Source organism: Bacillus sp. UNC322MFChir4.1 (genome assembly GCF_000746135.1).
Classification (GTDB): domain Bacteria; phylum Bacillota; class Bacilli; order Bacillales; family Bacillaceae_G; genus Bacillus_A.
Map to the genome: position 1 here is coordinate 1 of NZ_JQKQ01000024.1, position 22,639 is coordinate 22,639.

A 22,639-nucleotide genomic window follows, 5' to 3' on the forward strand; every position below is an offset into this window, starting at 1 on the left:
GACAGAGAGGCGCTTTTTGCCTCGTCCGAGGGGGCGAAACGGCCGGAGATTCTAGCCGCTAGAGCTGGACAATGCTTCCGCTGAATTTTGAGGTGGGAGTATTACTGCCCACGAATAGCGGGATAAAAACTGTATTAGAAGTATCACCAAATGTTAACAAAATAAGATCGGGATGATAACGCTTCCATTTTCATGTTAAATAAATTTCCCTTCTGATCACACGCCTTTCTTAGAGTAATCGTATCAGTATGTCCAATTTTAGAAGTTTAGAATTTTTGCACCAGAACCAGATTTGATATTTTCTCTAGAGGTAATAGATTATCTCTCGACGCCCTCATTATAGCTTGTATATTTATGAGTTATGATATTTTTGTATTTTTAGAAAGATTGAATAAACAGAATCTTGAATAGATAATAAATTACACTTGGCATGTAACAATTGTGTCCATTGTTTGAAGCTGTATTAGTTAGTAGAAACGAAAAAATAATACAGAATTCCTTTGGTTAACACATTGATTATATTGGAAAATTATTATAAAGATACTTATACTTTCCTTTGTTGAAACATCTTATTTTAGATGTGAACACTGTTATAATAGATGATTCCTGTAGAAGGAAAGGACTAAATTAGGGAAATATAAAATTATTTTTGTGTATTTATTATTTATTTCGTATTTATATACATTTTTCAGAAAAAAACAAACTTTTTTTATAAATCTTGGACATACTGATATGATTACTTTACAAAAGGTATAACTGAAAAATAATTGTACAAAAAGACCGTTTTAAAGATAAAATTGGTCTTTTTGTACAATTATTTTTGGTGTTGAAGTAAGGGGTATACCGCAACATTAGACGGTCAACTGGTGTAATTGCTAGTCCAAGTTGTGTTCCATTTTGGTATGTCTCGCTTAGGCCTACACCTGCAGAATTTCACTATCCAACCATCGCATAATGAACAGCCCAAATAATACAGTCTTGATATAACTGACTTTATTAGAAATTTAGTTACGTTTATAATGAAACAAAGGGGTGATTTCAGTGACAATCGAAACGCTTTGGACAAGCCGTTTCCAGCAACATCTCAAAAAAATCACGATATACTTTGTACGTATTGCAAGTAGTCTCGTCTATGGCTTTCTTATTCTTCTTGGTGTTGGCGGCTATTATTATGCAAAGTTTCTTCGTTCCTTTCCGTCTGAGTTTGTTGCATTAACCATTGTGACGATTTTACTTACGGTAATACTCACTCGTTCTCCTATTCGCACATTTTTACAAAAGCCAGATATGCTATATTTATTGCCGATAGAAGAAAAACTAGCCTATTACTTTAAGCGGTCTCTTTTATATAGTTATCTCATTCAACTCTTTCCATTATTATGCGCGGTACTCATCATTACACCGCTTGCCGGGCAATCATTACATACAACACCTGCTTTTTTATGCGGTGCTTTTGTCATCCTTGCTTTTATAAAATGGTGGAACATGTACATACATTGGACATATCAAAATACAGAAATTGCTTCATACTGGTTGCTTATTCGGATATTCTGCAATGCTGCCATTACATATACAATGTTTCAATTCACTTCGATGATAATTGTAGGAAGTATACTCCTTGTCGTAACACTCTTATTTTTATATACGATGAACAAACAAAAACGGCACATTCACTGGGAATATTTAATAGAGCAAGAAGAAAAAATGGACATGCGCTTTTATCAATTTGTTCATTTCTTTACAGATGTACCGCAAATCAAACAGCAAGTAAAACGAAGAAAGTGGCTCACCACTTTACTGGAACGAATACTATATAAAAAACGATCTCCTTTTTTATATTTGTATAGTTTATCGTTTGTACGTACTAACGATTACTTCGGTATGTATATACGATTAACTTTAGTAGGAGGGTTTCTTTCTTACTATATTCCTAGCTGGATTGGAACAGGAATCACCGCGTTATGTTTCCTATACATATCATTTGTACAACTTCGTGCTTTTTGGAATTATTGTTTGGGAAATAGTATTGTATCATTGTATCCTGTTTCAGTTATGGAACGAAAGCAGGCTTTTATGACGTTTGTATATATAGTGAGTTGTATACAATTTGTATTCTTTTTCTTGGTTATTTTATTAAAACTAGCAATTGTCTAAGATGATAGTGGAATTTGGCGGAAAGATCGCAGAGGAAATTATTTATTATTCCATTTTTAAAGAAGATTACTACTCTATTACCTCAACTAATAATCAGTGGGAGATGAAGAACCCCCCCACTGATTAAAGTTTCACTTTATAGATTTCTCTTTTTTATATGCAATTTATCATTTAAAAACTACGCAAATTATCTCCTAAAGCTACAGAGAAAAAGAATACTTCTTTTTTTCTATAAAGAAAGCACAAAGGAAAATAATAAGGAAAGCGAATAATGACATCATTGGTATAGTTAAGAAACCAAAATATTGTACGTCTATGTTGCTACAATTTGTTTCAATCCCACAAGCAGGATTTTTTATTTGCCAAGTTTGAAGAATAACTTGATATAAAGCAAAAGCTAATCCTATCCCCGAGAAAACTTTTATATATATTGTAATGTCTTTATGCTTTTTCCATTTAGAAATACCAATTAATAATGGGATAGAATACATAAAAATTCTTTGATACCAACAGAGATCGCAAGGTGGAAGTTCTTTTATTTCACTAAAATACAAACTTCCAATTGTTGCTAAAGATGAAACAATAAATGCTAAGCGCAGCATTTATATCATTCCTTTCACTAAACTTGAATTAATTAGCTTCTGCTTTTGTTAATAACTTTTTAAATTCCTCTTTACTATAAACTCCTACAAATTTCTTCCCATTTATATAAAAGGATGGAACTTCTTTTATTCCTCGTTCTTTCAAGTCTATGTTTATACGATTCATAGTTTCTTTTCGCTTATTTTGTGTCTCTGTATCAATATTTTCAAGACCCAAAATTTGTTTAACCTCTTCTTCGTTTTTTGCGTTACTCCATTGATCTTGTTTTTCAAAAGCGGTTTTTATCATATTAAAGTTCTCATTATTATTGGAGAAATTTTTATAAACGTACTGATCATTTGCAAACCTTTGAACATCTACAGGTTTAAAAACATAAAAAATCTTTTTCTCATCTATATATTTTTGCAATACATCTTGAATATTTTGATGTAATTTTTTACAATCCGGACATTGGAAGCTTGAATATTCAATAAATTGCAATGGTGCAGATTTATCACCAACAGCAATTCCTTCAGATAAATCTATTGGTTTAGAACTCGAACCACTGGTTTGTTTACAAGATGTGAAAATTAGTGGAATTATAATAAACAAAGCTACAATTAATAATTTAGAACATATTCTCTTATAATCCATAGCTACTGTCCTATCCTTTACTTAGAATTTGTTATTTTTTGAACAACAAAAGTTATAATAAATGAAATTGCAAACACTATTCCCATTAAAATAAAGAAATTAGGTTTTAATGAGAAAGAAAAACCTGATTCATCCATGCTTACAGATACACTATTAAATATCAAACTACTTTTAGAAGTTCCTGAAAATATGTAATAGAAGACAATACCTATTGTTAAAAACGGAAATACAAAAAAGCTGGAAACAGAAGAGAAAATTAGTGAATTTTTAAAAGATGGAATCATAAAATTAACCTCCTAATTTATTAAGCATAAGTTGTTCCACAATAGATTTCCCATCTCCTACGAATGGAAGTAAGTAAAGTATGTGTAGTGCAAAGGTAATAAAAATAATATTTAATGTGTAAGCTAATGAACCACTTACACCCAACAATTGTGTAAGTATGATCCCTAACACACCGAATATTCCAGGGATTAGTGGTCCTAATACAGTAATCCAAATCATTTTTTTTTGATAAGGCATAATCACTGGTCTTACCAATCTAAGGGACAACAAGTCACTTGCAATAAAACCTGGATATTTACTAGTCATTTTTCTTTGCATGTAAGCATGCAAAGTTTCATGCAAAGAAAAACTTGTGATAATACCAATATATGATATTGAAAAATAATAAGCTAAAGATAAAATAAAATCTGATTGTATAAAGCTGTATGCAACAATACATAGAATCATTACGATAGTCCAAAACAAGACAATTTTTCGAATTACAACCAACAGCATTTTTAAGAATATGGAAAAAAAATCAAAGTCCCCAATATTAAATCGTTCTTTATACCCTATTTTATACTGGGAAAAAAAATGAAGTAAGGCATCTTTGAATTTATTTCCAGTTTCATATTTCCAGTTTAACATATAATTTTGATTTAAACTTCCAAATAAAGAAGCAACATCATGGAATAGTGTATTTTCATCTATATTAAATTTAGTATTTAAATTATTAATAATTTTTTCCATATCCTGCTTTCCATCTATCTCTGTTAACATTACTTTAGCGGTACTATTCATAGGTAAAGATACATCAAGAGTTGCGTCATATACGCTACGATTTTTGATAGACACTCCTGAAGGAAAATAAGGTACTAGTTTCCGTTTATTCATTTTTCAACCTCCATCTATTAGTTAAAGCAATTATTATACCAAGTAATATTTCTGCTAGAATAATACTTCCAAATTTTAAAACCTCATTAGTTTGTCCTATAATTTGATTTCCAATGAATACAATTGGAATCAGGGAACATAGGATAAAAATAAAAGCTAATATTCCTGCATAAGGGTTATTTTTATCTAAAGGTATAATAGTTCCTGCTAAATAGAAGGCTGCTATTGAATTTATTACAATAAGAATAATTTGAAATGATTCTTTAAATGTGTCAGGAGTATATAACAATAATAAACAAAAGATGACTAATTGTATTAAAGATAAAATACATAGACCTATGAACTTTCCGGTAAGAACTTTAAGAGATGTAATGTTATATGTTTTATATGCTAAATACATTTTCTTATCATTTCCGAAAGAGTTTAAAGCAATAATCCCTGTTATTCCAGCCAAAGCAATAATAATAACTGAATTATCCTGGAAATTAAACTTAAGTTTGAATAGTATTACAAGTATTATTATTAAAATAGAGTTTAATAAGTTTTCTTCATTTCGACATTGGGACTTAACCTCTTTAACAATAAGTGCTCCTAATTTATTCCGTGGGATGGGAAGGAAACGAAATAATTTAAGAGAACGTTTCTCAGATTTTATATTTATGAGAAACAAAGAGAAAAACGATAGTAGAATTACTCCTATATAACCAATGATGATAATTGGTATATTAACTTTCATATATGCAAGTTCCCCGATAACCCCAAGAAAAATAGGAGAAGCAAAATAAGTAACATTATAATCAAAAACTGTAAATGTATTAAGCATCCCTTTGATACTTAAACTTTCTAATCCGTATATTAAACAAACTAAAATTACTAATAATAATGTGAGAAGCTTACCAAAAGGTAATTTGCATATCTTTACAAGAAAAGTTGAAATGTTATAAATGAATTGCATTAAACATAATACAAAAAAGCTTTGCAACAATAAACCGAAAAGAAAGGCACAACTAAAAATGAATCCTGCCTTTTGTGTGAAGAATGCAGGTACCATAATGATACTGATCATACAAAATACTAGAGATAAAATTACACTAGAAAATGGAATGAAATATCCTAAATTCTTTTCGAATAAATTTACAGGAAACCAGCTTAACTGAATAGATAAGCGATCTTGATCAGATGCCATTGCTTTAAAAAAAATGAAAAAAACAAATGTTAAAATAGAAGCATTTAAATACATTGAAACTGTCAGTAACGTAATAGATCTTGTATCTCCATTTAGAAAACCTTGCAAACTTACACTAGTAATTTGATATCCTCCAAAGACTGCAATAGAAATTATTGATAATGTGAAAACACTAGCTATGAACACCTTCATCTTCGTATCAAGGAGTTTCCGTATTTCTTTTTTCCACATTTTTAGCATTAAACTAGAAATTATTAATGATTTTTTCAAAATGATCACTCCTACTACCTAGCATAGACACTTTCATAAATACTTCTTCTAAACTGCTAGAATTATGCTGGGTTTTAAGTTCTTCAACTTTGCCTTCTGCTATTTTTTCTCCTTTAGCAATGATAGCAATGCGATTACAAAGTTTTTCTGCTCCTAACAAATCATGAGTAGATAGAAGAATACTTCCCCCTTTATTTATATATCTTTCCATAAGCTTTTTAGTCATAATAATTGCTTCTACATCTAATCCACGAAAAGGTTCATCAAGTATAATAACTTTGCTTTTCAGCATAAAAGCTGCAATTAGTTGTATTTTTTTCTTCATACCATGAGAATACGTTTCTATTGGCTCATTTAAAGCTTCTTTCATATCAAATATCTCTATTAAATCTTCTGTCTTCTCTGAATTTATTAGTTCATACATAGAGGTAACAAAATCTAGATATTCTTTTCCAGTAAGAGCTTCAGGTAGAATTAAATCATCAGGAACATAAGCAATATTTTGTTTAAATTCTTTAGATTGGCTAGAATATCCGTTTAATTCCACATTCCCTGATGTAGGAGAAATAATACCAAGTAAACAATTAATTAAAGAAGTTTTTCCTGAACCATTGGGGCCTGCAATTCCCATAATTTCTTTATTATTAATAATCAAATTAAAATTTTGGACACCCCATACAGAATTCTTGTATTGTTTTGATAGCTGATGAATTTTTAGCATTATTTCGCACCTCCAAAAATATATATATAAACTAATTTAACCACCCTTTAAAAAGGATGGCTAAATTGTAAATGATCATTAATAAATTAAGCCTAACTAACTACACTGAATTTTAACTTGAAGACCGTTAACCCACTGCACACCGCCAGTGAAAGATCCTTTGCCATTCGCCAGACACCATATAGCTGCTCCAAGAACTACCGTAGCTCCCAAAGCTAGTAATACAGCGACGAATACTAGCCACCAAGCCTGATCTTGAATAATGTTTAAAGTATTAAACTCTACTTGTGGTGCAACATATTGCATTCATATCCCTCCCCTGAATATAGTTTAGAGTAGTTTTATGAATCTATAAGACTCATAAAGCTATGAAAGAAAAGAAAGAAAAAAACAGTGTATGTAATTTCCCCTTCTTTCTTACAATTTCGATTATACATAAAGAAAAAGATAGTTTGTATATCTTTTCCTTTTTATCAAATTTTTGTAATGGTTATAATTTACATACCCTATATAATAGTAACATTTTTTGATTATTCTGTATAATAATTTCGGACACAGTATAATTTTGTAAAAATTACCAAAATGTTTCTCAACAACTTAAAATAAATATTAAGTTAATACTGTTCTCTACAAAGAAAAGTTGCAAATCTATATTGATCTGCAACCTTTTTTACAAGGAGATTTTATATAATAAGAATGCTGTAATGACAAGCTTGTTTCAATGTTCAAGAGGTACGTTACCTACTTGCCTCCTCTAGAAAAGCAAATTAAAAGGCATTGTACAACTTACAAACTTCGAATTGGACATCGCACCGTCACGGGGTTATTACGAACAAAATTAGCAATACACGTTAACCGAAAGACCGCACAAAGAATACTACCTGTTCCCGGTTGAATATAAGGAACAGATAGCATAGGTGTTTTATTCCTGTCTCATATCAGTGGTCCAGTTCATTTGTATATAGAGTGATTTTTATAAAGTTTTTGTGCTTTTGCAGGGTAGTTTTACTAAAATAGAAAGAATCCATTTTGCTCTAAATGGATTCTTTGCATTAATCCTATTCAATAACTTGTTGATTTTTCGCTTTCTTATAGAAATAAATACCTAAACATATACCTATGATCACACTACCAATAATCGTTGCTGTAATATACCGTGGATCTTTATTTATTTCACTTGGAATAATGTGCTCTAAGGTTGGACCAATACAAATTGTAAATGCTACAAAGATCGTAAGCCACGATTTTGCATACAGTGCAAAAAGAACAAAAATCAGCATACATACGCCAGCAATTATATAATTTTGCGCCCTCGTTGCCACAAAATAATACGTATCCATTTTTCCATCCATCCAAAAATAGAATACTAACCAGCCACCAATGGCAATACAATTAGCTAGCAACATTAGAAATAGCGACTTTTTTGTAGATGGATATACTTTAGGGATTCCTTTCAATAGAGTAATTGCAAATACAGCAAGAGTTAAAAATAGCGGTAATGATCCAAATAACAATATATTTTGAGAAATTTTAAATTCTCCCTTAAGAGCTGGCGGGAAGGCCATATAAGCGATAATAACCAAGATTGCTGCAGGAATGAGTTTCATTAACCCTTCTTTATCTACAGGCAACTCTTTCCCGATATTCTTCATATGCTGCTTACGACTTTTCCCAATAATATGATCTACACTCTTCCCTCTTTTTTCAGCTTCTATTAAGTGAATTTCTAGCTCGTCGACAATTTCATTGATATCTTCATCTTTCTTGCCCCGCTGCAATAAATACATTCTCAGTTCAATTAAAAATTGCTCGGACTTCGTTGATAACATGTTATTTTCCCCCTTTATTTATCACGTTTTCAACAGATAGTTTTAAATCGTTCCATCGGTTTTTAAAACTATCCAATTCCTTCTCCCCTAATTCTGTCAAAAGATAGTACTTTCGTTTTGGCCCAGCAGTTGATTCCCTTAACACACTTGTCAGTAATCCTTCTTTTTGCATACGCAATAATAAAGGGTAAATGGTTCCTTCACTAAAGGAGTGAAAACCATAACTTTGTAATTTCTCCGTTAACTCGTAGCCGTATATTTCTCCTTCTTGAATAATGGCTAGAATACAGCCTTCTAGAATGCCCTTTAGCATTTGCGTTGAATCAGCCATTTTCTCTCTCCTTTTTTTGTACATACTTCTTAATATCTTGTAATGCAAGGTAAATAATTATACTAATAACTTGCAATGTAAGTGTTATAACCATAAAATACCATACACTAACTTGTAATGCAAGATATATATATCAAACCAAAAAGGAGCTGATTTTCAGCTCCTTTTTGGTTTGATCCGCTCCGCTTACCTGTCGAACATTGCCGAAGAGTCTTTATTCCTTGTCGAATCGCTGATATATTTCAAAAATCGCCGATAAATGTCCTATTTGCGCCGATATATCGCAAAAAGCGCCGATATATTTAGTTCCGGGTGTAAGCAGTAGTTGGGAGTAAGGAATATACATTCGTATCATACGAAACAAGAGACCATTTATCCATTAAACCTCCCCATCAAAACAGTATTATGGTAATTCCCATCCGATAAAACTTTGTCGTTTTTTAATATCCCCTCTACTTCAAACCCATATCTTTCATAAAGGCTTTTCGCTTTATCATTCGTCTCAAGAACATTCAAGGTGATTTTCTTAATTCCGTGCGAGTCTGCCCAATTGATGGATTCTGTTAAAAAGTTCTTTCCAATACCGTATCCCCAATATTCTTGTAATACACACACGCCAAATTCTACTTTATGAGATGTTCTTTTCAACTTGTTCCCTTCACATCTTGAAAAACCTACAATTCTTCCACTTACTTCTGCTACTAAAAATAGATTACTAACACTGTCTGTATCCTCTTTAATGATTCTTTTAAAACCAGCTTCATCTATGTATGCTTCGCCTTTTTCTCTATCTAAGTTTTCTGTTTCGCCATCTATTTGTAATCGTACTTCAGATAATTGTTTTGCATCTTCTTCCATTGCGGACCTAATCAAATAACGTATATTACGACTATAAAATTCTTTTGGGCTAATTTTCATTACAATTATCTCCTATCCTAAGAAAGCTACTTGTCTTCAAAACAAGCAGCCTTCTCGTTATCCTATTTTCTCTACTTTCTCCTTTTGAAGATGATACATATCCACCGCTTTCTTGAATAAGAGAATACTGCTTATTCCGATGATGCAGTATAAAATACTCATCCCCAAAGAAGCAATAACGGAACCGATCATAATGCCAAGCGTTCCAACCATTTTCGCGATTTGAAAGACCATGCTGGTAATAGCCATATAAGAGCTTCTCGCATCGTCTTTTGCCATATCTGCCCGAATCGATTGGCTGATTGGCACATACATCATTTCTCCAATTGTTTGGAACAGGCCTGCCAGTAATAAAATCCATAGGCTGTTACTTGCTCCAAATATCGTAAACCCAATTGTATAGATAAATAAACCTACATACAGTACTTTCCGGTCATCAAAGTGATTCATGATTTTTACCATAAGCGCTGAAAATAACACGATTAATACGGTATTTTCAGTGGATATCCAGCTTAGCATCCGAATCCCTGTTAAATCAAAATTACTTCCGTTCCAGAATGAAAATGTTATCGTTTCAAATTCCTTTTGCAGACGAACGCCGATGTAATTATTAATTTGAAACTCTAGTGATAATGCACATATACTTCCTAAGCACAGTATGATAAACGCCTTATCTTTCATGACAACTCGGTAATTGTTTACCATATCTGTTAATACGTTTTTCTTTTCTGCTTTCTTTTGAACGACATATACTTCTTCCATGTAAACCGTAATTAAATATAGTGTTAATAATGCAATGCTCGTCAGCAGCATAAATAATTGAAAACGGTATTTCTCAAACAGGAGTCCTCCGAAAATTGCACCGATCGCGATCGATAAATTGATTGCCCAGTAATTAATGCTGTACATCATTTTTCGATTTTCTGGTGTACTTACATCAATTAACATCGCTTCCGTTGCCGGGTTCATCAAGCCAGAACCGATGCTATTGATCAGTAAAAATACAAATGTGAGCCAAGGTGAATCTATATACTCTGAGTTCGCAACCCCCATACATGCAATAGAGATTACTTGAATTACCTGTCCAATAATCATAACCTTTTTCCGTCCTATTGTATCAGCAATATAGCCGCCATATAAACCGACAATGAGTGACGCAATTACATTCAATAACAATAAAAATCCAGCTAATGCTGCTCCTAATTTTATGGAGAAGTAAATCGCCATAAATGGAAAAATCATCGTTCCTACTGTCCGAGTTAAAAAAGATGTAATAATTCTAATTTTAATGTTGCGATGCATTGACCAAAATCCCATCTGTTTCCTCCTCCTTCTGTTTCTCCATTTTACTTTGAAAAAGAGGAAGAAAAAGGTTAAAATATTCAGAAGAGTTTCCCCTTTTATAAAGTGAAACTTTAATCAGTGGGGATTTTTTTCATCCCACTGATTATTAGTTGAACCAATCGGGCTTTTACTGGCAGTTTATCTCCCACCTAACTTCTTAAGAAAAGCGGAAGCGGCTCGCTCAGAATCGCAGGACGTTGGAGCACCCGGAGATTCTAGCCGCTAGAGCTGGACAATACTTTTGCTGAATTTTGAGGTGGGAGTATTACTGCCAGTTAATGCGGGAGAAAAAGGAGATGTAAAACATGAAAATTATGGACCACTATATAAGGCTAAGATTTGCCTTTCCAAATGAGCAGCATATGAAGCAAAGTCTCCAAGAACTAGCTACTATTTTATTTTGCAGCACAAAAAACGTGAAATTTTTACTTAAAAAAATGAGCGATGAAAAATTAATCGAATGGATTCCAGGAAGAGGCCGGGGAAATAAAACAGAAATTCGCTTTCTTCATACATTTACAGAAGCAATATTGCCGCATGTTGAAGAACTTTTAAAAAATGAGAAGTTAAAGGAAGTATTTTTATTATTAAAAGAACCGCTACCTTTCTTACTGCGTGAAAAGATAGAAGAGCGATTAAATACTTATTTTGGATATACAACTTCAGACGATCTGTATGATGTGTTAAAAATCCCATATAACCGAAAATTACTCCCCATTGATCCGGCTTTTGCGGCTGTAACGACGGAAAGTCATCTTATTAGTCAAATCGTTGATACATTGGTGCGGTATAACGAAAAAACTGACGAAATCGAGCCGCATTTGGCACATACTTGGGAAGTAAGCGATGATCAACTTACATGGACATTCTACCTACGTAAAGGTGTTCGCTTTCATCACGGAACAACATTATCAGGAAAAGATGTAATCTTCTCCTTCGAAAGATTACAAGCTGTCCAATCTCCTTTTGATTGGTTAACAGAGGGAATTACGAAAATAGAAAATCCATCTCCTCTGCGAGTTATCTTTCATTTACGAAAACCAAATCGCTTTTTTCTACATTATGTAAGCTCTGTACAATTATCCATTTTACCACATGATGTAATGATTCAAACTCATCAGTATAGTGGTACAGGTCCCTTTAAAATAAAAAGCTTTACCGAAGATAATTTTATTTTAGAAGCATTTCCCGATTATTTTAAAGAGCGGGCACTACTTGATCAGATTGAATTTTGGTTTGTTCCAGAACAGTCAAAAATACAAACAAACTACGAATTACCAAACATGGGATGTAAAGAAGAAAGGGCAGTGGAAACAGAAGAAATCGGCTGTATATACGCAGCATTTAACTTTCAAAAAGACGGCCCGCAGCATGATATCTTTTTCCGAAAAGCGTGGGCAGAAATCATGGATCCTACATCATTAATTCACGACCTTGGTGATAATCGGACAATGCCGGCTTATAGCTTTTTTCCCGATAAAAGCAGAACCATGCATAAAGAAACATCTATATCGAAAGCGAAAGAATATTTACAACAAAGTACGTATAATGGAGAAACGATACACATCTACTTCTTTGCGTTTAAAGGTAGCGAAAGCGATGCGATCTGGTTACAAAAACGATGTGAACCACTCGGCATACATCTGCAGCTTCATCCTTTTCTAGTCACTGATTACTTTAACGAAGAGATTGCCAAACAAGCTGATATCATTTTAACAGGAGAAGTGCTCGACGCTAATCTTGAAATGGCCTTTTTACATATCTTTAAAAATAAAAGTTGCTTCGTTCATCGCTTCAGGCATCCCCATTATCATGAGAAAATCGAGGGCATGCTTGACCGCTTTATAGCAGAGCCAAGTAAAGAAAAACGATATGACTTAATATGTAACATCGAAAAGCTTCTTAGCGACCAGTACCTTCTTGTCTTTTACTACCATGTGTTAAAAAGAAGGAGTTTCCCATCTGAACTTCAAAATGTCACGATCGATTCGTTCGGATGGACAGACTTTGCCAAACTGTGGATTCGTCCTCATGCATAAGAAGGCGGAGCTAAACAGCTCCGCCTTCTTCTTCTCTCCGCAGAGGCAACACAGTAGAATACTTAATCTCTCGCAGCGCTAAACTCGTTTGAATTCTCGTAATACCGAGCATATTTAATTTGCGAATAAACCGTTCCAATTCGTTTCGATCGCGGTGCACAACTTTTAAAATATAATCATACTCCCCCGTTAAACAATGGCATTCTAATACTTCTGGCATCTCGCGCATAGCTTTCTCTAACACTTCGAGTTTCTCCGCTTGATGAATATTTGTGCTAACAAAAATAAAGCATAATAAGTCAAATCCAAGTTTTTCTTGATTTAAAATAGCTACTTGCCGATTAATAAATCCTTCGTTTTCCAATCGTTTCACCCGTGCATGTGTAGCTGGCGGCGAAAGATTCACGCGGCGAGCAACCTCCGCATTACTCAGCTGTCCTTCTTGCTGCAGCACATCTAAAATTTGTACATCTAAATCATCTAACCCCTTCTGTTCCATTTCCAGTCTCCCTTTTCCTAACGAACGATTATTCACAAAAACACATGACAACTGCACTTAAAATGAATAACATTCCGTAAAAGAACTTAATCGCTTTATATTATTTCGAATTTTATTAATTATACAAAATAACATATATGACAAACAAGAAAAATGCTACAATTTACATAGTTTAACGTATATGTATCACACCACCGTGCACAGTGGCTTTTTTTATTAAACGGGCAATGCATAGGCCCAACTTTCTTATAAAAGGAGCTAACTCGTATTATGCCTTATGTTATTTTATTACTCATCACAAGCCTATTGTGGGGCGGAAATTTTGTAGTCGGCAAATCTCTTGTTGGGCACGCTTCGCCGATGACACTTACGACTCTTCGCTGGGGCATTGCCATCATTTGTCTTTTCCCAATTGTCTGGCTGAAAGAAAAGAAACTATTCCCGCCGAAAGAGGCCATTCTCCCTTTATTTATAATGGGGGTTACTGGCGTTGTTTTCTTTAACATTTTTCAATTTTGGGCGTTAGAACATACATCCGCAACAAATGTTGGTCTTATTTCTACATTAAATACGATTTCGATCGCTGTTTGTGCCGCTCTATTTTTAAAAGAAAAAATAAATATATGGCAAGTCACATCGATGATCATTTCCTTTTTTGGCGTTACGCTTGTTCTTTCAAAAGGAAAAATAGATACACTGTTTTCCTTACATTTTAATATCGGTGATTTGTGGATGATGGCTGCGGTATGCGTATGGGGAATTTATTCCGTTTGCAGTAGATGGGCAACGAAAAAAACGACACCAATGATGTCTACTTTATATTCTGGTATCTTTGGTATTATCCTATTGATTCCCTTTAATATCTCTGATTTCACAATTTCAAATGTAAACGCTTCGTTCTTAGGATCTATTCTATACACAGGTGTGATTTCAACCGTGTTATGTATGGTTTTTTGGAATATCGGTGTTCAAAAATTAGGGGCGACTACAGCTGGTATTTTCTTGAATTTCAATCCGATTTTCACTGCTATTTTAGCGTTTCTCTTATTAGGTGAACAAATGACGTGGATTCAAATCGTCGGAAGTATGATTGTGATTAGTGGCTGTTACTTATTTTCGCACTGTCAACTACCCACCACTAAAAAAACGCTAACACGTTTTGATGTGGGGGCTTGAAAAAAGCCTTGGTTGTCTAGCCTCAGTCTTGCGTGGACTCCGTTCGTAGGTTGCATACCCAAGAATGATTCTCTAGTTCTTGGCTCTATGGTGGCTCTGTAACAGTTCTGATTGGGAAGGAACGGTCAACCACAAGTCTTCTTGTATAAGAAGTTACCAACACCTACAAACATTGGCGAAGGGAAACAAACTCTTAGGAGGGACAAAAGATGTGTGTGTTTGTCAAAAATTTAAGGGGAAAACCACTCATGCCTTGCAGTCATCGTAAGGCGCGGCTTCTTCTCAAACGAGGAAAAGCAAAGATTATTGAATACACTCCGTTTACCATTCAATTACAATATGCCACAGGTGAAGCGGTGCAACCCGTCACAATCGGTGTTGATAGTGGTGCAAAACACATTGGCATTGCGATTACCACTGGAGACAAAGTGTTAACAAAAGGAACCATTGAGTTGCGTCAAGACGTCAAAGAAAACCTTACACTAAGAGCTACATTACGTAGAGGTAGAAGGCAACGAAAAACAAGGTATCGCAAAGCGCGTTTTCTCAATCGAAAAAAGAAAGAAGGCTGGTTGCCACCATCGATTCAAAGTAGGGTGGATAACCAAATTCATTGGATTGAGACATTCAAATCATTGTTACCTTCGCCAAAAGTAATTGTTGAAGTAGGCAAATTTGATGCACAAAAGCTAAAAAATCCCGATATACAAAGAATCGAATACCAACAAGGAGCTGCTTTGGGCTTTTGGAATACTAGATATTATGTATTCGCAAGAGACAATTACACCTGTCAAATTTGTAAGAAGAAAGGTGGCATTTTGCATACGCATCATATTATCGAACGCCGCAAAGGTGGTTCAGATATGGCAGATAACCTTGTCACAGTGCATGATGAATGCCATCAAAAATTTCATCAAGGGACACTCAAACACACCTTCAAGAAACCAAAACAATATAAAGAGACTGCTTTTATGAATATACTGCGTTTACAAATTATAAGGCGCTTAGATTGTGAAATTACGTATGGCAGCTACACCACAATAAAACGAAAAGAGTTAGATTTATCCAAAACACATGCAAATGACGCCATTGCGATTACAAATCCAAAACGGTTACAAGGATATGACCAAAGCGGCGAATTTTGCATCAAGCAATTTAGAAAGAAAAAGCGTTCCCTACATGAAGCGACCGCAAGAAAAGGAAGGAAAACAAAGAATACAAATGCAAAACGCAACAACAAAAATACACCACATGTAAATGGAATCTATTTAGGAGATAAAGTGAAAGTATTTGGACAAGTAGGATTTGTGACAGGATTTACAGGAAAAATGGTATACGTACAAGATATATATGGACAATATATACAAAATCCTGCGAAATCTTATAAACAAGTGAAGAGATCAGAGATAGAACGTATACATCATACGAATAATTGGCAGTTCTTACAAATCAGTTAGGCGATGCCTAACTGAAATTCATTCCCACCTTACCGCTGAGCTCACTTCATGCCCGTCACGCCCTTGAAGATGGTGACTTCTTTCGGAATTACGTTAAATTCAAAAGTAAGAAATGAAGCTGACCTCTCGGGTCAGCTTCTTCTAGTACGCTCGGTATATCGAACATCGTTGAATAATCTTTATCCCGCATTAACGGGCAGTAAAGGCTGAAGAAATACAGGGAAGAAAACTGCCCGTAAAAGCCCGATTGGTTCAACTAACCATCAGTGAGAAAAGCGTTACTGATGGAAGTTTCACTTTAAATCATGTCGAATCGCCGATATATCGCAAGCAACAGACGATAATTGATTTACATTATTTGTTACACTTCCTATTGACAAAATATTCTGAAATATGATAAATTCACAAGTGAAATTACAACTGTACCATTCCCCATTGTATCTATATATCATACAATCTCGACTCTCTATTTTATTCTTTCAGGTGCTACGAAGCCTCGCAGTTGTATCGATCCCGTTTGAGCGGGAGTAAGACCACCATTTTACAGAGAGGAGATTTGAATTTGAAAACACTTTTACGAAAGAAACCCCTTACGACCGAATCACCACGTCAGCTCAACCGAACATTAAGCGCCCTTGATTTAACCTTTTTAGGCATTGGAGCTGTAATAGGGACAGGCATTTTCGTTTTAACCGGTATTGTTGCTGCAAAACACGCTGGTCCTGCCATTATTCTATCATTTCTCATTGCCGCCTTTACTTGTGCATGCGTTGCGTTTTGCTATGCTGAGTTTTCCTCTTCTATTCCGATTTCGGGAAGCGTTTATACATATGCTTATATGACAGTTGGAGAAATTGTCGCCTTTATCGTCGGCTGGTGTTTAATGCTTGAATATTTACTCGCGGTTGCTGCCGTTGCCGCTGGTTGGTCTGGTTATTTACAATCACTACTGCTTGGATTTGGAATTAAACTTCCGGCCATCATCGCCTCTGCCCCTGGTATCGGAAAAGGAGGTCTCGTTGATTTACCAGCTGTCATTATTATTCTTTTTATTGCACTACTCTTAAGTAGAGGGATTCGCGAAAGCGCCCGTATAAATAATATTATGGTATTAATTAAACTAGCTGTCATTATTGCCTTCATCGCCGCTGGCACTAAATATGTAAAACCAGAAAACTGGACACCGTTTCTACCATTTGGTTACGACGGCATTATTGCTGGAGCCGCAACTGTATTTTTTGCCTTTTTAGGCTTTGATGCGATTGCAACTGCTGCTGAAGAAACAAAGAAACCGCAGCGCGACCTGCCAATTGGAATTATCGGTTCTCTTCTTATTTGTACCGTATTGTACATAGCTGTTTCTTTCGTATTAACAGGGATGGTTCCTTTCACAAAGCTAGACGTATCAGATCCAGTTGCTTATGCATTACGGTTTGTTGGTGAAGATACAATCGCTAGCTTACTAGCTGTAGGAGCAATGGCAGGGATGACAACTGTTATTCTTGTCGTTATGTATGGACAAGTACGCGTCTCCTATGCAATGAGTCGCGATGGATTACTGCCAAAAGCGTTATCTCGCGTCAATCAAAAATCCAAAGTGCCTTTAGTAAACACATGGATCATGGGGATTGGCGCTACAGCACTTGCTGGTTTATTAGATTTACACATACTTGCAAACCTTGTAAGTATCGGTACATTAACAGCATTCACATTCGTTTGCTTTGCGGTATTAATTCTACGAAAAACACACCCAGACTTACCGCGAGCATTCCGCGTTCCATTTGTCCCTATTTTACCAATCATTGCAATTTGCTGTTGTCTATACTTAATGTTCAACCTTTCAAAAGAAACATGGATTGGCTTTGGAATATGGCTAACAATCGGTTTATGTGTCTACTTTTTCTACTCAAAGCGAAACAGTCATTTACTCCTTTCCAAAACGAACGATGAGAAAAAAGAAGCTTAAAAAAGCAAGCTCGCTAAAAACAGCGGGCTTGCTTTTTTTATCATTTCTGTTCTTTCTTCTTTTTCCAAGATTCCATACTATCAAAGAAAAAGTTAATAAATAATGCTCCTAGTCCCCCTAATACAAAGGTTATTAAAAAAAGCATCCATAGGCTTTTATCTCCTAAAAATTTATATCCGACTAGGAGCACGATACCAACCCATACATACTCAAGAATTTGTTTTATCTTTCGATTCGACACATCATCCGCTCCTTCTAAACAATCTCTATTCTATTTTAACATATATTCTACTTCCTCAAGTCCCGAATGATCCTCACGCAAAAGAGACTTGTCCATGACAAGTCTCTTCCCCGCCCTATTTGTTTATACTACTCTCAACAAGAAAAGTAGCATCCTTTAATGTGCGCTCTATACTATCTGCACGTTGATCCGTCATATTTTGATCACGTACAACTGCTTCGGCTACTTGTATTTTTTGCTCTAACGCTTTTACTGGTTCATGCTTGTATTGACCTACCTCTGTTCCTACTTGTATCTTCGTTAAGAAATCTTTTGCTCCATTAATCGTTACTTGGAGTTTTTCTTTCGCCGTTTGTGGCTTTTCTTCTGCCACTTTAGAATGTAAAAAGGTTTGATGGGTCGTTTGTAACGATTGATACATTGTAACGGTTTCTTCTTTTGTTACCATCATTCTTTCCAACGTTTCTTTTGCACCGTTATACGCTTTTTGTAATGCAACAAATGCTTTTTGTGAATATTGACCGGGTTTCTCTCCAAATTCATAAGTACCTGCCAATGTTTCTTTTACCTTATTCATTTCTTCATATAAGTTATGGATCTCTTCTATTTTTATCCGATTATTAAACTCATTATAAGCCGCTTTCACTTCAGAAGGCGTTAGTGCCTTACTATATAGTCTTGCAAGTGCAACTGTTCCATTTAATGGAACATTACCATTACCATTACTTGTTGGATCTGCTCCAATCGCAAATGGTACATTCGGATGATACACTTTCCCCGTTACTCGCTGACTATTTACTTTTTTTCCATCTACATATACTGCAAGTTCACTTCCATTATATGTTCCTGTTAGATGGTATGTTTTATTAGCTTCTAGCTGTACACCAATATGTTTATAACTGCCACCAATATGTGCCCATAATTCTACATAACCAGAACCTGTTGATTCAAATCCAATTCCACCGCTTTCGGTATTTTCCATAATTGCTTGATTGCGAATTTGATTCATAGAAAACGCTGCTTCTAGTGTAAAGGAATCCTTTACCTTTTCTTTTTGCTCATTTGAAAATGGAATATATCCATATGTATTATTCTGTCCACTTAATTTCATTACGTGTTTCTTTAAAGGTTGCTCATACTCAATTGCTACATTTCCTTTTACACTTCCATTTGCACCAAACGATGAATAATCTTTAAAAGTACCATCTAAAAAGTTTACATCGAATACATCTGCTTTCGGTACTTTCGCATTCGGATCAATTACTTCTGTATTCGTTTCAAATTCTTCGCGTAAAGGAGCACCACTTTCATTTCCAAATGAATCTAATGCTGTTACTTCTACGTTATATTCCGTATTAATATCTAGTCCACCTAATGTAAATGTCAACTCTTTAGGCACCGGATCCCGGTAGAACTCGGAGAAGGCTAAAAGCTGATTTTTCACCTTTCCTGTTGCTTTCTCTTTTGCTTGCAAACGGTATGAGTGAACGAGTAAATTATCTACAGCTTGCGGAAATGTCGCTGTCACCGATGTCTCTGTTATATTCGAAAGTTTCAGCTTTGCATTTTGTGAAAATGCCGGCTTTTCCTTATCACGATCTTCTATATACTTGAAAGATTCTTTCTTTGCTGGAAGTTCAACTACCCACGGCTCACCTGTCCAAGAGTTCGTATGAAAATCACGGCGATGAATCGTCACTTTTTGATCGTCTACTTCTACCAATAAGCCTTGGCTTAATGTTTCAGCTCCCGGCGGCATATTTCCCTGTACTTTTCCCTTTTCTATTTCCATATAACTAACTGATGATGTCCCAACAGACGTAAAGTCTTTTTGATGAATTGACCTTGGATCATCAAGCGGATAATGAGAATGACCAGAAAACGTTACAGCTTGTGGATACTCTTTTAAGACTTCATTAATTTTGGCACTATCATTTGTCCCCCATTCATGACTCCCGTACACCGTTCCTTTAATTTGCTGATGTAAAAAGACAAAGATTGGCTTATTTGGATCCGCTTGCTTCGCCTTTACTAACTCCTGTTTCAACCAATTAATTTGTGTATCTGAATAATATCCATGTGTCACTCCATTTTCCGGGCTCATCACAAGAAAATGATAGTCTTTTACCACTTTGTGATAATAGATAGATTCCATTCCTGTTTTCTTAAGAAAACGCTTCTGTGCATCTTGTGCAATTAATCCGTTCCAATAATCATGGTTACCTAGAGCATACATAGCAGTTGCATTTTGGTTTCCATATTGCTTATAAGTTTGAAAGAAACGATCATACTGCTGCGTTGAACCACTGTCTGTAAAATCACCAACAACTACAAAGGCATCTTGTCTTGGAGCTACTGCGTTCAATTGCTCCAGCGCTCTTTGAAAACGAAACGTATCATCTGTTCCACTATTTTTAATGTGCACATCACTTAACACTGGAAAAACAAGCTTCTTCTCTGACGATTCTTTCTCTGTTTTTTCTTCTTTTGTTTCCGCGAAGCTAGTCCAAGAGAAAGATGTAAATACTAAAAAGAGAACTGCTAAAAAACCAATAAGACCCTTCACTTTACACAACATCCTTTTAATCACAAAAATCCTCCTCGCATATATTGTAAAATACAAGAATATTTTAGCGAAACGTTATTAAACTAGTATAAAGTAAAGGTAAAAAATGTTAAAAAATTGTAAAACATAGGATTTTTTTTGAAAATGAATCATTTTAATACACGGAACAGCGAGGAAAGTGAGCCCCCGCTCTCTCCCATAGAAAGCTTTCACTCGGAGTGGAGTGTACATCTATCTCTTTTGGTGAACCAAAACAAAGTAACAACCGCTAAAATAAGAAAATCAACTTCAGCGGCCTTCTTAGTTATCTCAATGTTTACTTGCCGATTTCAATCTACAATAGTTAAGTACTTATAATGATATACAACATGCCATCTCAAAAAACAAAATTACTAAGAGTCGTTTAAAAACCGGCCTAATTTTTCATAAACAAGGAAATAATAAGAACGAATAACTGCAAATACAGGAGGCCTTATTGATGAAACCTGATTTTTTACAATCCATACAAAAAGCCGTTGGGAATATTGAACATATCCATATTGAAGAAAGTGGATCAGACAGTTTACTCATTCATCACGATGATATACAAAAATTAGAACAAGTTGCTGAGACGTTAGAAAATCAGAAATTCCATTCTACAATTAGGAACAATGGGAATACATCTTTTATTGAGGTTATAAACAGATGAAAAGAAGGAGCTGACTTCAAAAGTGGACTTTTTAGTATGATTCAGCTCAGCGAATCGACTACTCGCATGTCGAATATAGTCGAAGGGTCTTTATATCGTGTCGAAGCGCCGATATATTGTAAAAGTCGCCGATAAATGATGCATTTGCGCCGATATATCGTGAAAAGCGCCGATATATTGCAAAGAATGCTCGCTAACGGAAAAGAAGCTGACAATGTTAACAATGCTACAATCGTTAGTAGATTTAATAATCTTTTCATGCCATTCCCCCTTCCGTATTCATTATACATACAAAAATTAACAAAATGAACACCTACAATTACTCTAATATTTGCGATGTAGCATAAAAAAGAACTTGGTGTATTCCAAGTTCTTTTTTCTTTAAACTTCTCTATTCTCTCCTATTAGTCACATACCAACCACACCATATAACCTTACCACTCTCTACCTCGATTGATTTCCATTTTTTCCCGAAACGCTTCCTCTAAATTGATTCCTAATTTATTTGCTAGGTCACATACATTCCAAATTACATCAAACATTTCTAACCCTATTTCTCTTTTTACATTATCATCATTTCGCTTTAATATCGCCTCTGTTAGTTCTCCTAGTTCGGCCATTAAATACATGGTACGCTTCTCAATCGTTGTATCAGCAAATCCTTTTTCTTTACTGAAATTTGATACATACTGCTGAAATTCAGAAAGCTTCACTTATATTCCCCTTCTCTTTTTATAGATTTATTTTATCTTCTTTATATTCGCAACGACTCTTTTCAAACCATTTATTATGCAAAGAAGAAAGATATTATATCGAGTATTACAGTCATAAACGCATTAAGATAAGACGAATAAGGAATG

21 protein-coding genes are annotated in these 22,639 nt (G+C 34.7%); 6 read left to right on the plus strand and 15 right to left on the minus strand.

Features of this window, described 5'->3' with window-relative positions; genetic code table 11:
* Positions 1 to 1,041: 1,041 nt before the first annotated feature.
* Positions 1,042 to 2,154 (plus strand): ABC transporter permease, encoded by a 1,113-nt coding sequence (locus BR72_RS10710; RefSeq protein ID WP_035432854.1) that lies wholly within the window; start codon positions 1,042 to 1,044, stop codon positions 2,152 to 2,154.
* Positions 2,155 to 2,354: 200 nt separating this feature from the next.
* Here the strand turns inward: BR72_RS10710 and BR72_RS10715 are convergent, their stop codons facing one another.
* The 11 genes from BR72_RS10715 to BR72_RS10765 all read right to left on the minus strand — a co-directional run bounded on the left by BR72_RS10715 (position 2,355) and on the right by BR72_RS10765 (position 11,120).
* On the minus strand, positions 2,355 to 2,756 hold the full coding sequence (locus BR72_RS10715) for a disulfide bond formation protein B (RefSeq protein WP_035432856.1): 402 nt from the start codon (positions 2,754 to 2,756) through the stop codon (positions 2,355 to 2,357).
* 28 nt (positions 2,757 to 2,784) lie between these two features.
* Positions 2,785 to 3,390 (minus strand): thioredoxin domain-containing protein, encoded by a 606-nt coding sequence (locus BR72_RS10720; protein WP_035432858.1) that lies wholly within the window; start codon positions 3,388 to 3,390, stop codon positions 2,785 to 2,787.
* Between the two features lie 17 nt (positions 3,391 to 3,407).
* Positions 3,408 to 3,674 carry a hypothetical protein gene (locus BR72_RS10725; RefSeq protein WP_035432860.1) on the minus strand — a complete coding sequence of 89 codons (267 nt, stop codon included), beginning with the start codon at positions 3,672 to 3,674 and terminating at the stop codon, positions 3,408 to 3,410.
* A gap of 4 nt (positions 3,675 to 3,678) precedes the next feature.
* Positions 3,679 to 4,548 (minus strand): PqqD family protein, encoded by an 870-nt coding sequence (locus tag BR72_RS10730; RefSeq protein ID WP_035432862.1) that lies wholly within the window; start codon positions 4,546 to 4,548, stop codon positions 3,679 to 3,681.
* A complete protein-coding gene (locus BR72_RS10735) occupies positions 4,541 to 6,004 on the minus strand; it encodes a hypothetical protein (protein ID WP_035432864.1) in 1,464 nt (487 codons plus the stop codon). Before BR72_RS10735 ends, BR72_RS10730 begins: the two co-directional genes overlap by 8 nt.
* The gene (locus BR72_RS10740) at positions 5,979 to 6,725 is read right to left on the minus strand and encodes an ABC transporter ATP-binding protein (RefSeq protein ID WP_035432866.1); all 747 of its coding nucleotides are present in this window, start codon (positions 6,723 to 6,725) and stop codon (positions 5,979 to 5,981) included. The genes BR72_RS10735 and BR72_RS10740 overlap by 26 nt, the downstream gene beginning before the upstream one ends.
* Positions 6,726 to 6,821: 96 nt before the next feature.
* Complete coding sequence (locus tag BR72_RS10745; RefSeq protein WP_035432869.1) at positions 6,822 to 7,031, minus strand: hypothetical protein; 210 nt, start codon at positions 7,029 to 7,031, stop codon at positions 6,822 to 6,824.
* Between the two features lie 752 nt (positions 7,032 to 7,783).
* On the minus strand, positions 7,784 to 8,554 hold the full coding sequence (locus BR72_RS10750; protein WP_035432871.1) for an NADH dehydrogenase: 771 nt from the start codon (positions 8,552 to 8,554) through the stop codon (positions 7,784 to 7,786).
* A gap of 1 nt (position 8,555) precedes the next feature.
* On the minus strand, positions 8,556 to 8,885 hold the full coding sequence (locus tag BR72_RS10755) for a PadR family transcriptional regulator (protein ID WP_035432873.1): 330 nt from the start codon (positions 8,883 to 8,885) through the stop codon (positions 8,556 to 8,558).
* Between the two features lie 372 nt (positions 8,886 to 9,257).
* Positions 9,258 to 9,803 carry a GNAT family N-acetyltransferase gene (locus tag BR72_RS10760; protein ID WP_035432875.1) on the minus strand — a complete coding sequence of 182 codons (546 nt, stop codon included), beginning with the start codon at positions 9,801 to 9,803 and terminating at the stop codon, positions 9,258 to 9,260.
* Between the two features lie 57 nt (positions 9,804 to 9,860).
* Entirely contained in the window at positions 9,861 to 11,120 is a 1,260-nt protein-coding gene (locus BR72_RS10765; RefSeq protein WP_035432877.1) for an MDR family MFS transporter, read from the minus strand.
* A gap of 332 nt (positions 11,121 to 11,452) precedes the next feature.
* Here BR72_RS10765 and BR72_RS10770 point away from each other — a divergent pair, with 332 nt between their 5' ends.
* A complete protein-coding gene (locus tag BR72_RS10770; protein ID WP_035432879.1) occupies positions 11,453 to 13,186 on the plus strand; it encodes an SgrR family transcriptional regulator in 1,734 nt (577 codons plus the stop codon).
* A gap of 10 nt (positions 13,187 to 13,196) precedes the next feature.
* Here BR72_RS10770 and BR72_RS10775 read toward each other — a convergent pair whose 3' ends face one another.
* Complete coding sequence (locus BR72_RS10775; protein WP_035432881.1) at positions 13,197 to 13,685, minus strand: Lrp/AsnC family transcriptional regulator; 489 nt, start codon at positions 13,683 to 13,685, stop codon at positions 13,197 to 13,199.
* Positions 13,686 to 13,955: 270 nt separating this feature from the next.
* Between BR72_RS10775 and BR72_RS10780 the strand changes: the two genes are divergently transcribed.
* From BR72_RS10780 to BR72_RS10790, 3 genes are all read left to right on the plus strand, one after another.
* Positions 13,956 to 14,861, plus strand: coding sequence for a DMT family transporter (locus BR72_RS10780; protein ID WP_035432883.1), 906 nt, complete (start codon positions 13,956 to 13,958; stop codon positions 14,859 to 14,861).
* Between the two features lie 209 nt (positions 14,862 to 15,070).
* The gene (iscB, locus tag BR72_RS10785) at positions 15,071 to 16,318 is read left to right on the plus strand and encodes an RNA-guided endonuclease IscB (RefSeq protein ID WP_035432884.1); all 1,248 of its coding nucleotides are present in this window, start codon (positions 15,071 to 15,073) and stop codon (positions 16,316 to 16,318) included.
* Between the two features lie 562 nt (positions 16,319 to 16,880).
* Complete coding sequence (locus BR72_RS10790; RefSeq protein WP_035432886.1) at positions 16,881 to 18,284, plus strand: amino acid permease; 1,404 nt, start codon at positions 16,881 to 16,883, stop codon at positions 18,282 to 18,284.
* Between the two features lie 40 nt (positions 18,285 to 18,324).
* On the opposite strand, the gene BR72_RS10795 is transcribed toward BR72_RS10790, so the two are convergent.
* Together BR72_RS10795 and BR72_RS10800 are read right to left on the minus strand one after the other, a co-directional pair.
* The gene (locus BR72_RS10795; protein ID WP_020061018.1) at positions 18,325 to 18,525 is read right to left on the minus strand and encodes a hypothetical protein; all 201 of its coding nucleotides are present in this window, start codon (positions 18,523 to 18,525) and stop codon (positions 18,325 to 18,327) included.
* A 115-nt stretch (positions 18,526 to 18,640) separates the two neighbouring features.
* Positions 18,641 to 21,115, minus strand: a complete 2,475-nt coding sequence (locus BR72_RS10800; protein WP_035432889.1) for a LamG-like jellyroll fold domain-containing protein — start codon at positions 21,113 to 21,115, stop codon at positions 18,641 to 18,643.
* Positions 21,116 to 21,569: 454 nt separating this feature from the next.
* Here BR72_RS10800 and BR72_RS10805 point away from each other — a divergent pair, with 454 nt between their 5' ends.
* On the plus strand, positions 21,570 to 21,779 hold the full coding sequence (locus BR72_RS10805) for a hypothetical protein (protein ID WP_035432891.1): 210 nt from the start codon (positions 21,570 to 21,572) through the stop codon (positions 21,777 to 21,779).
* Positions 21,780 to 22,213: 434 nt separating this feature from the next.
* Here BR72_RS10805 and BR72_RS10810 read toward each other — a convergent pair whose 3' ends face one another.
* Complete coding sequence (locus tag BR72_RS10810) at positions 22,214 to 22,492, minus strand: MazG nucleotide pyrophosphohydrolase domain-containing protein (protein ID WP_035432893.1); 279 nt, start codon at positions 22,490 to 22,492, stop codon at positions 22,214 to 22,216.
* Positions 22,493 to 22,639 lie beyond the last annotated feature (147 nt).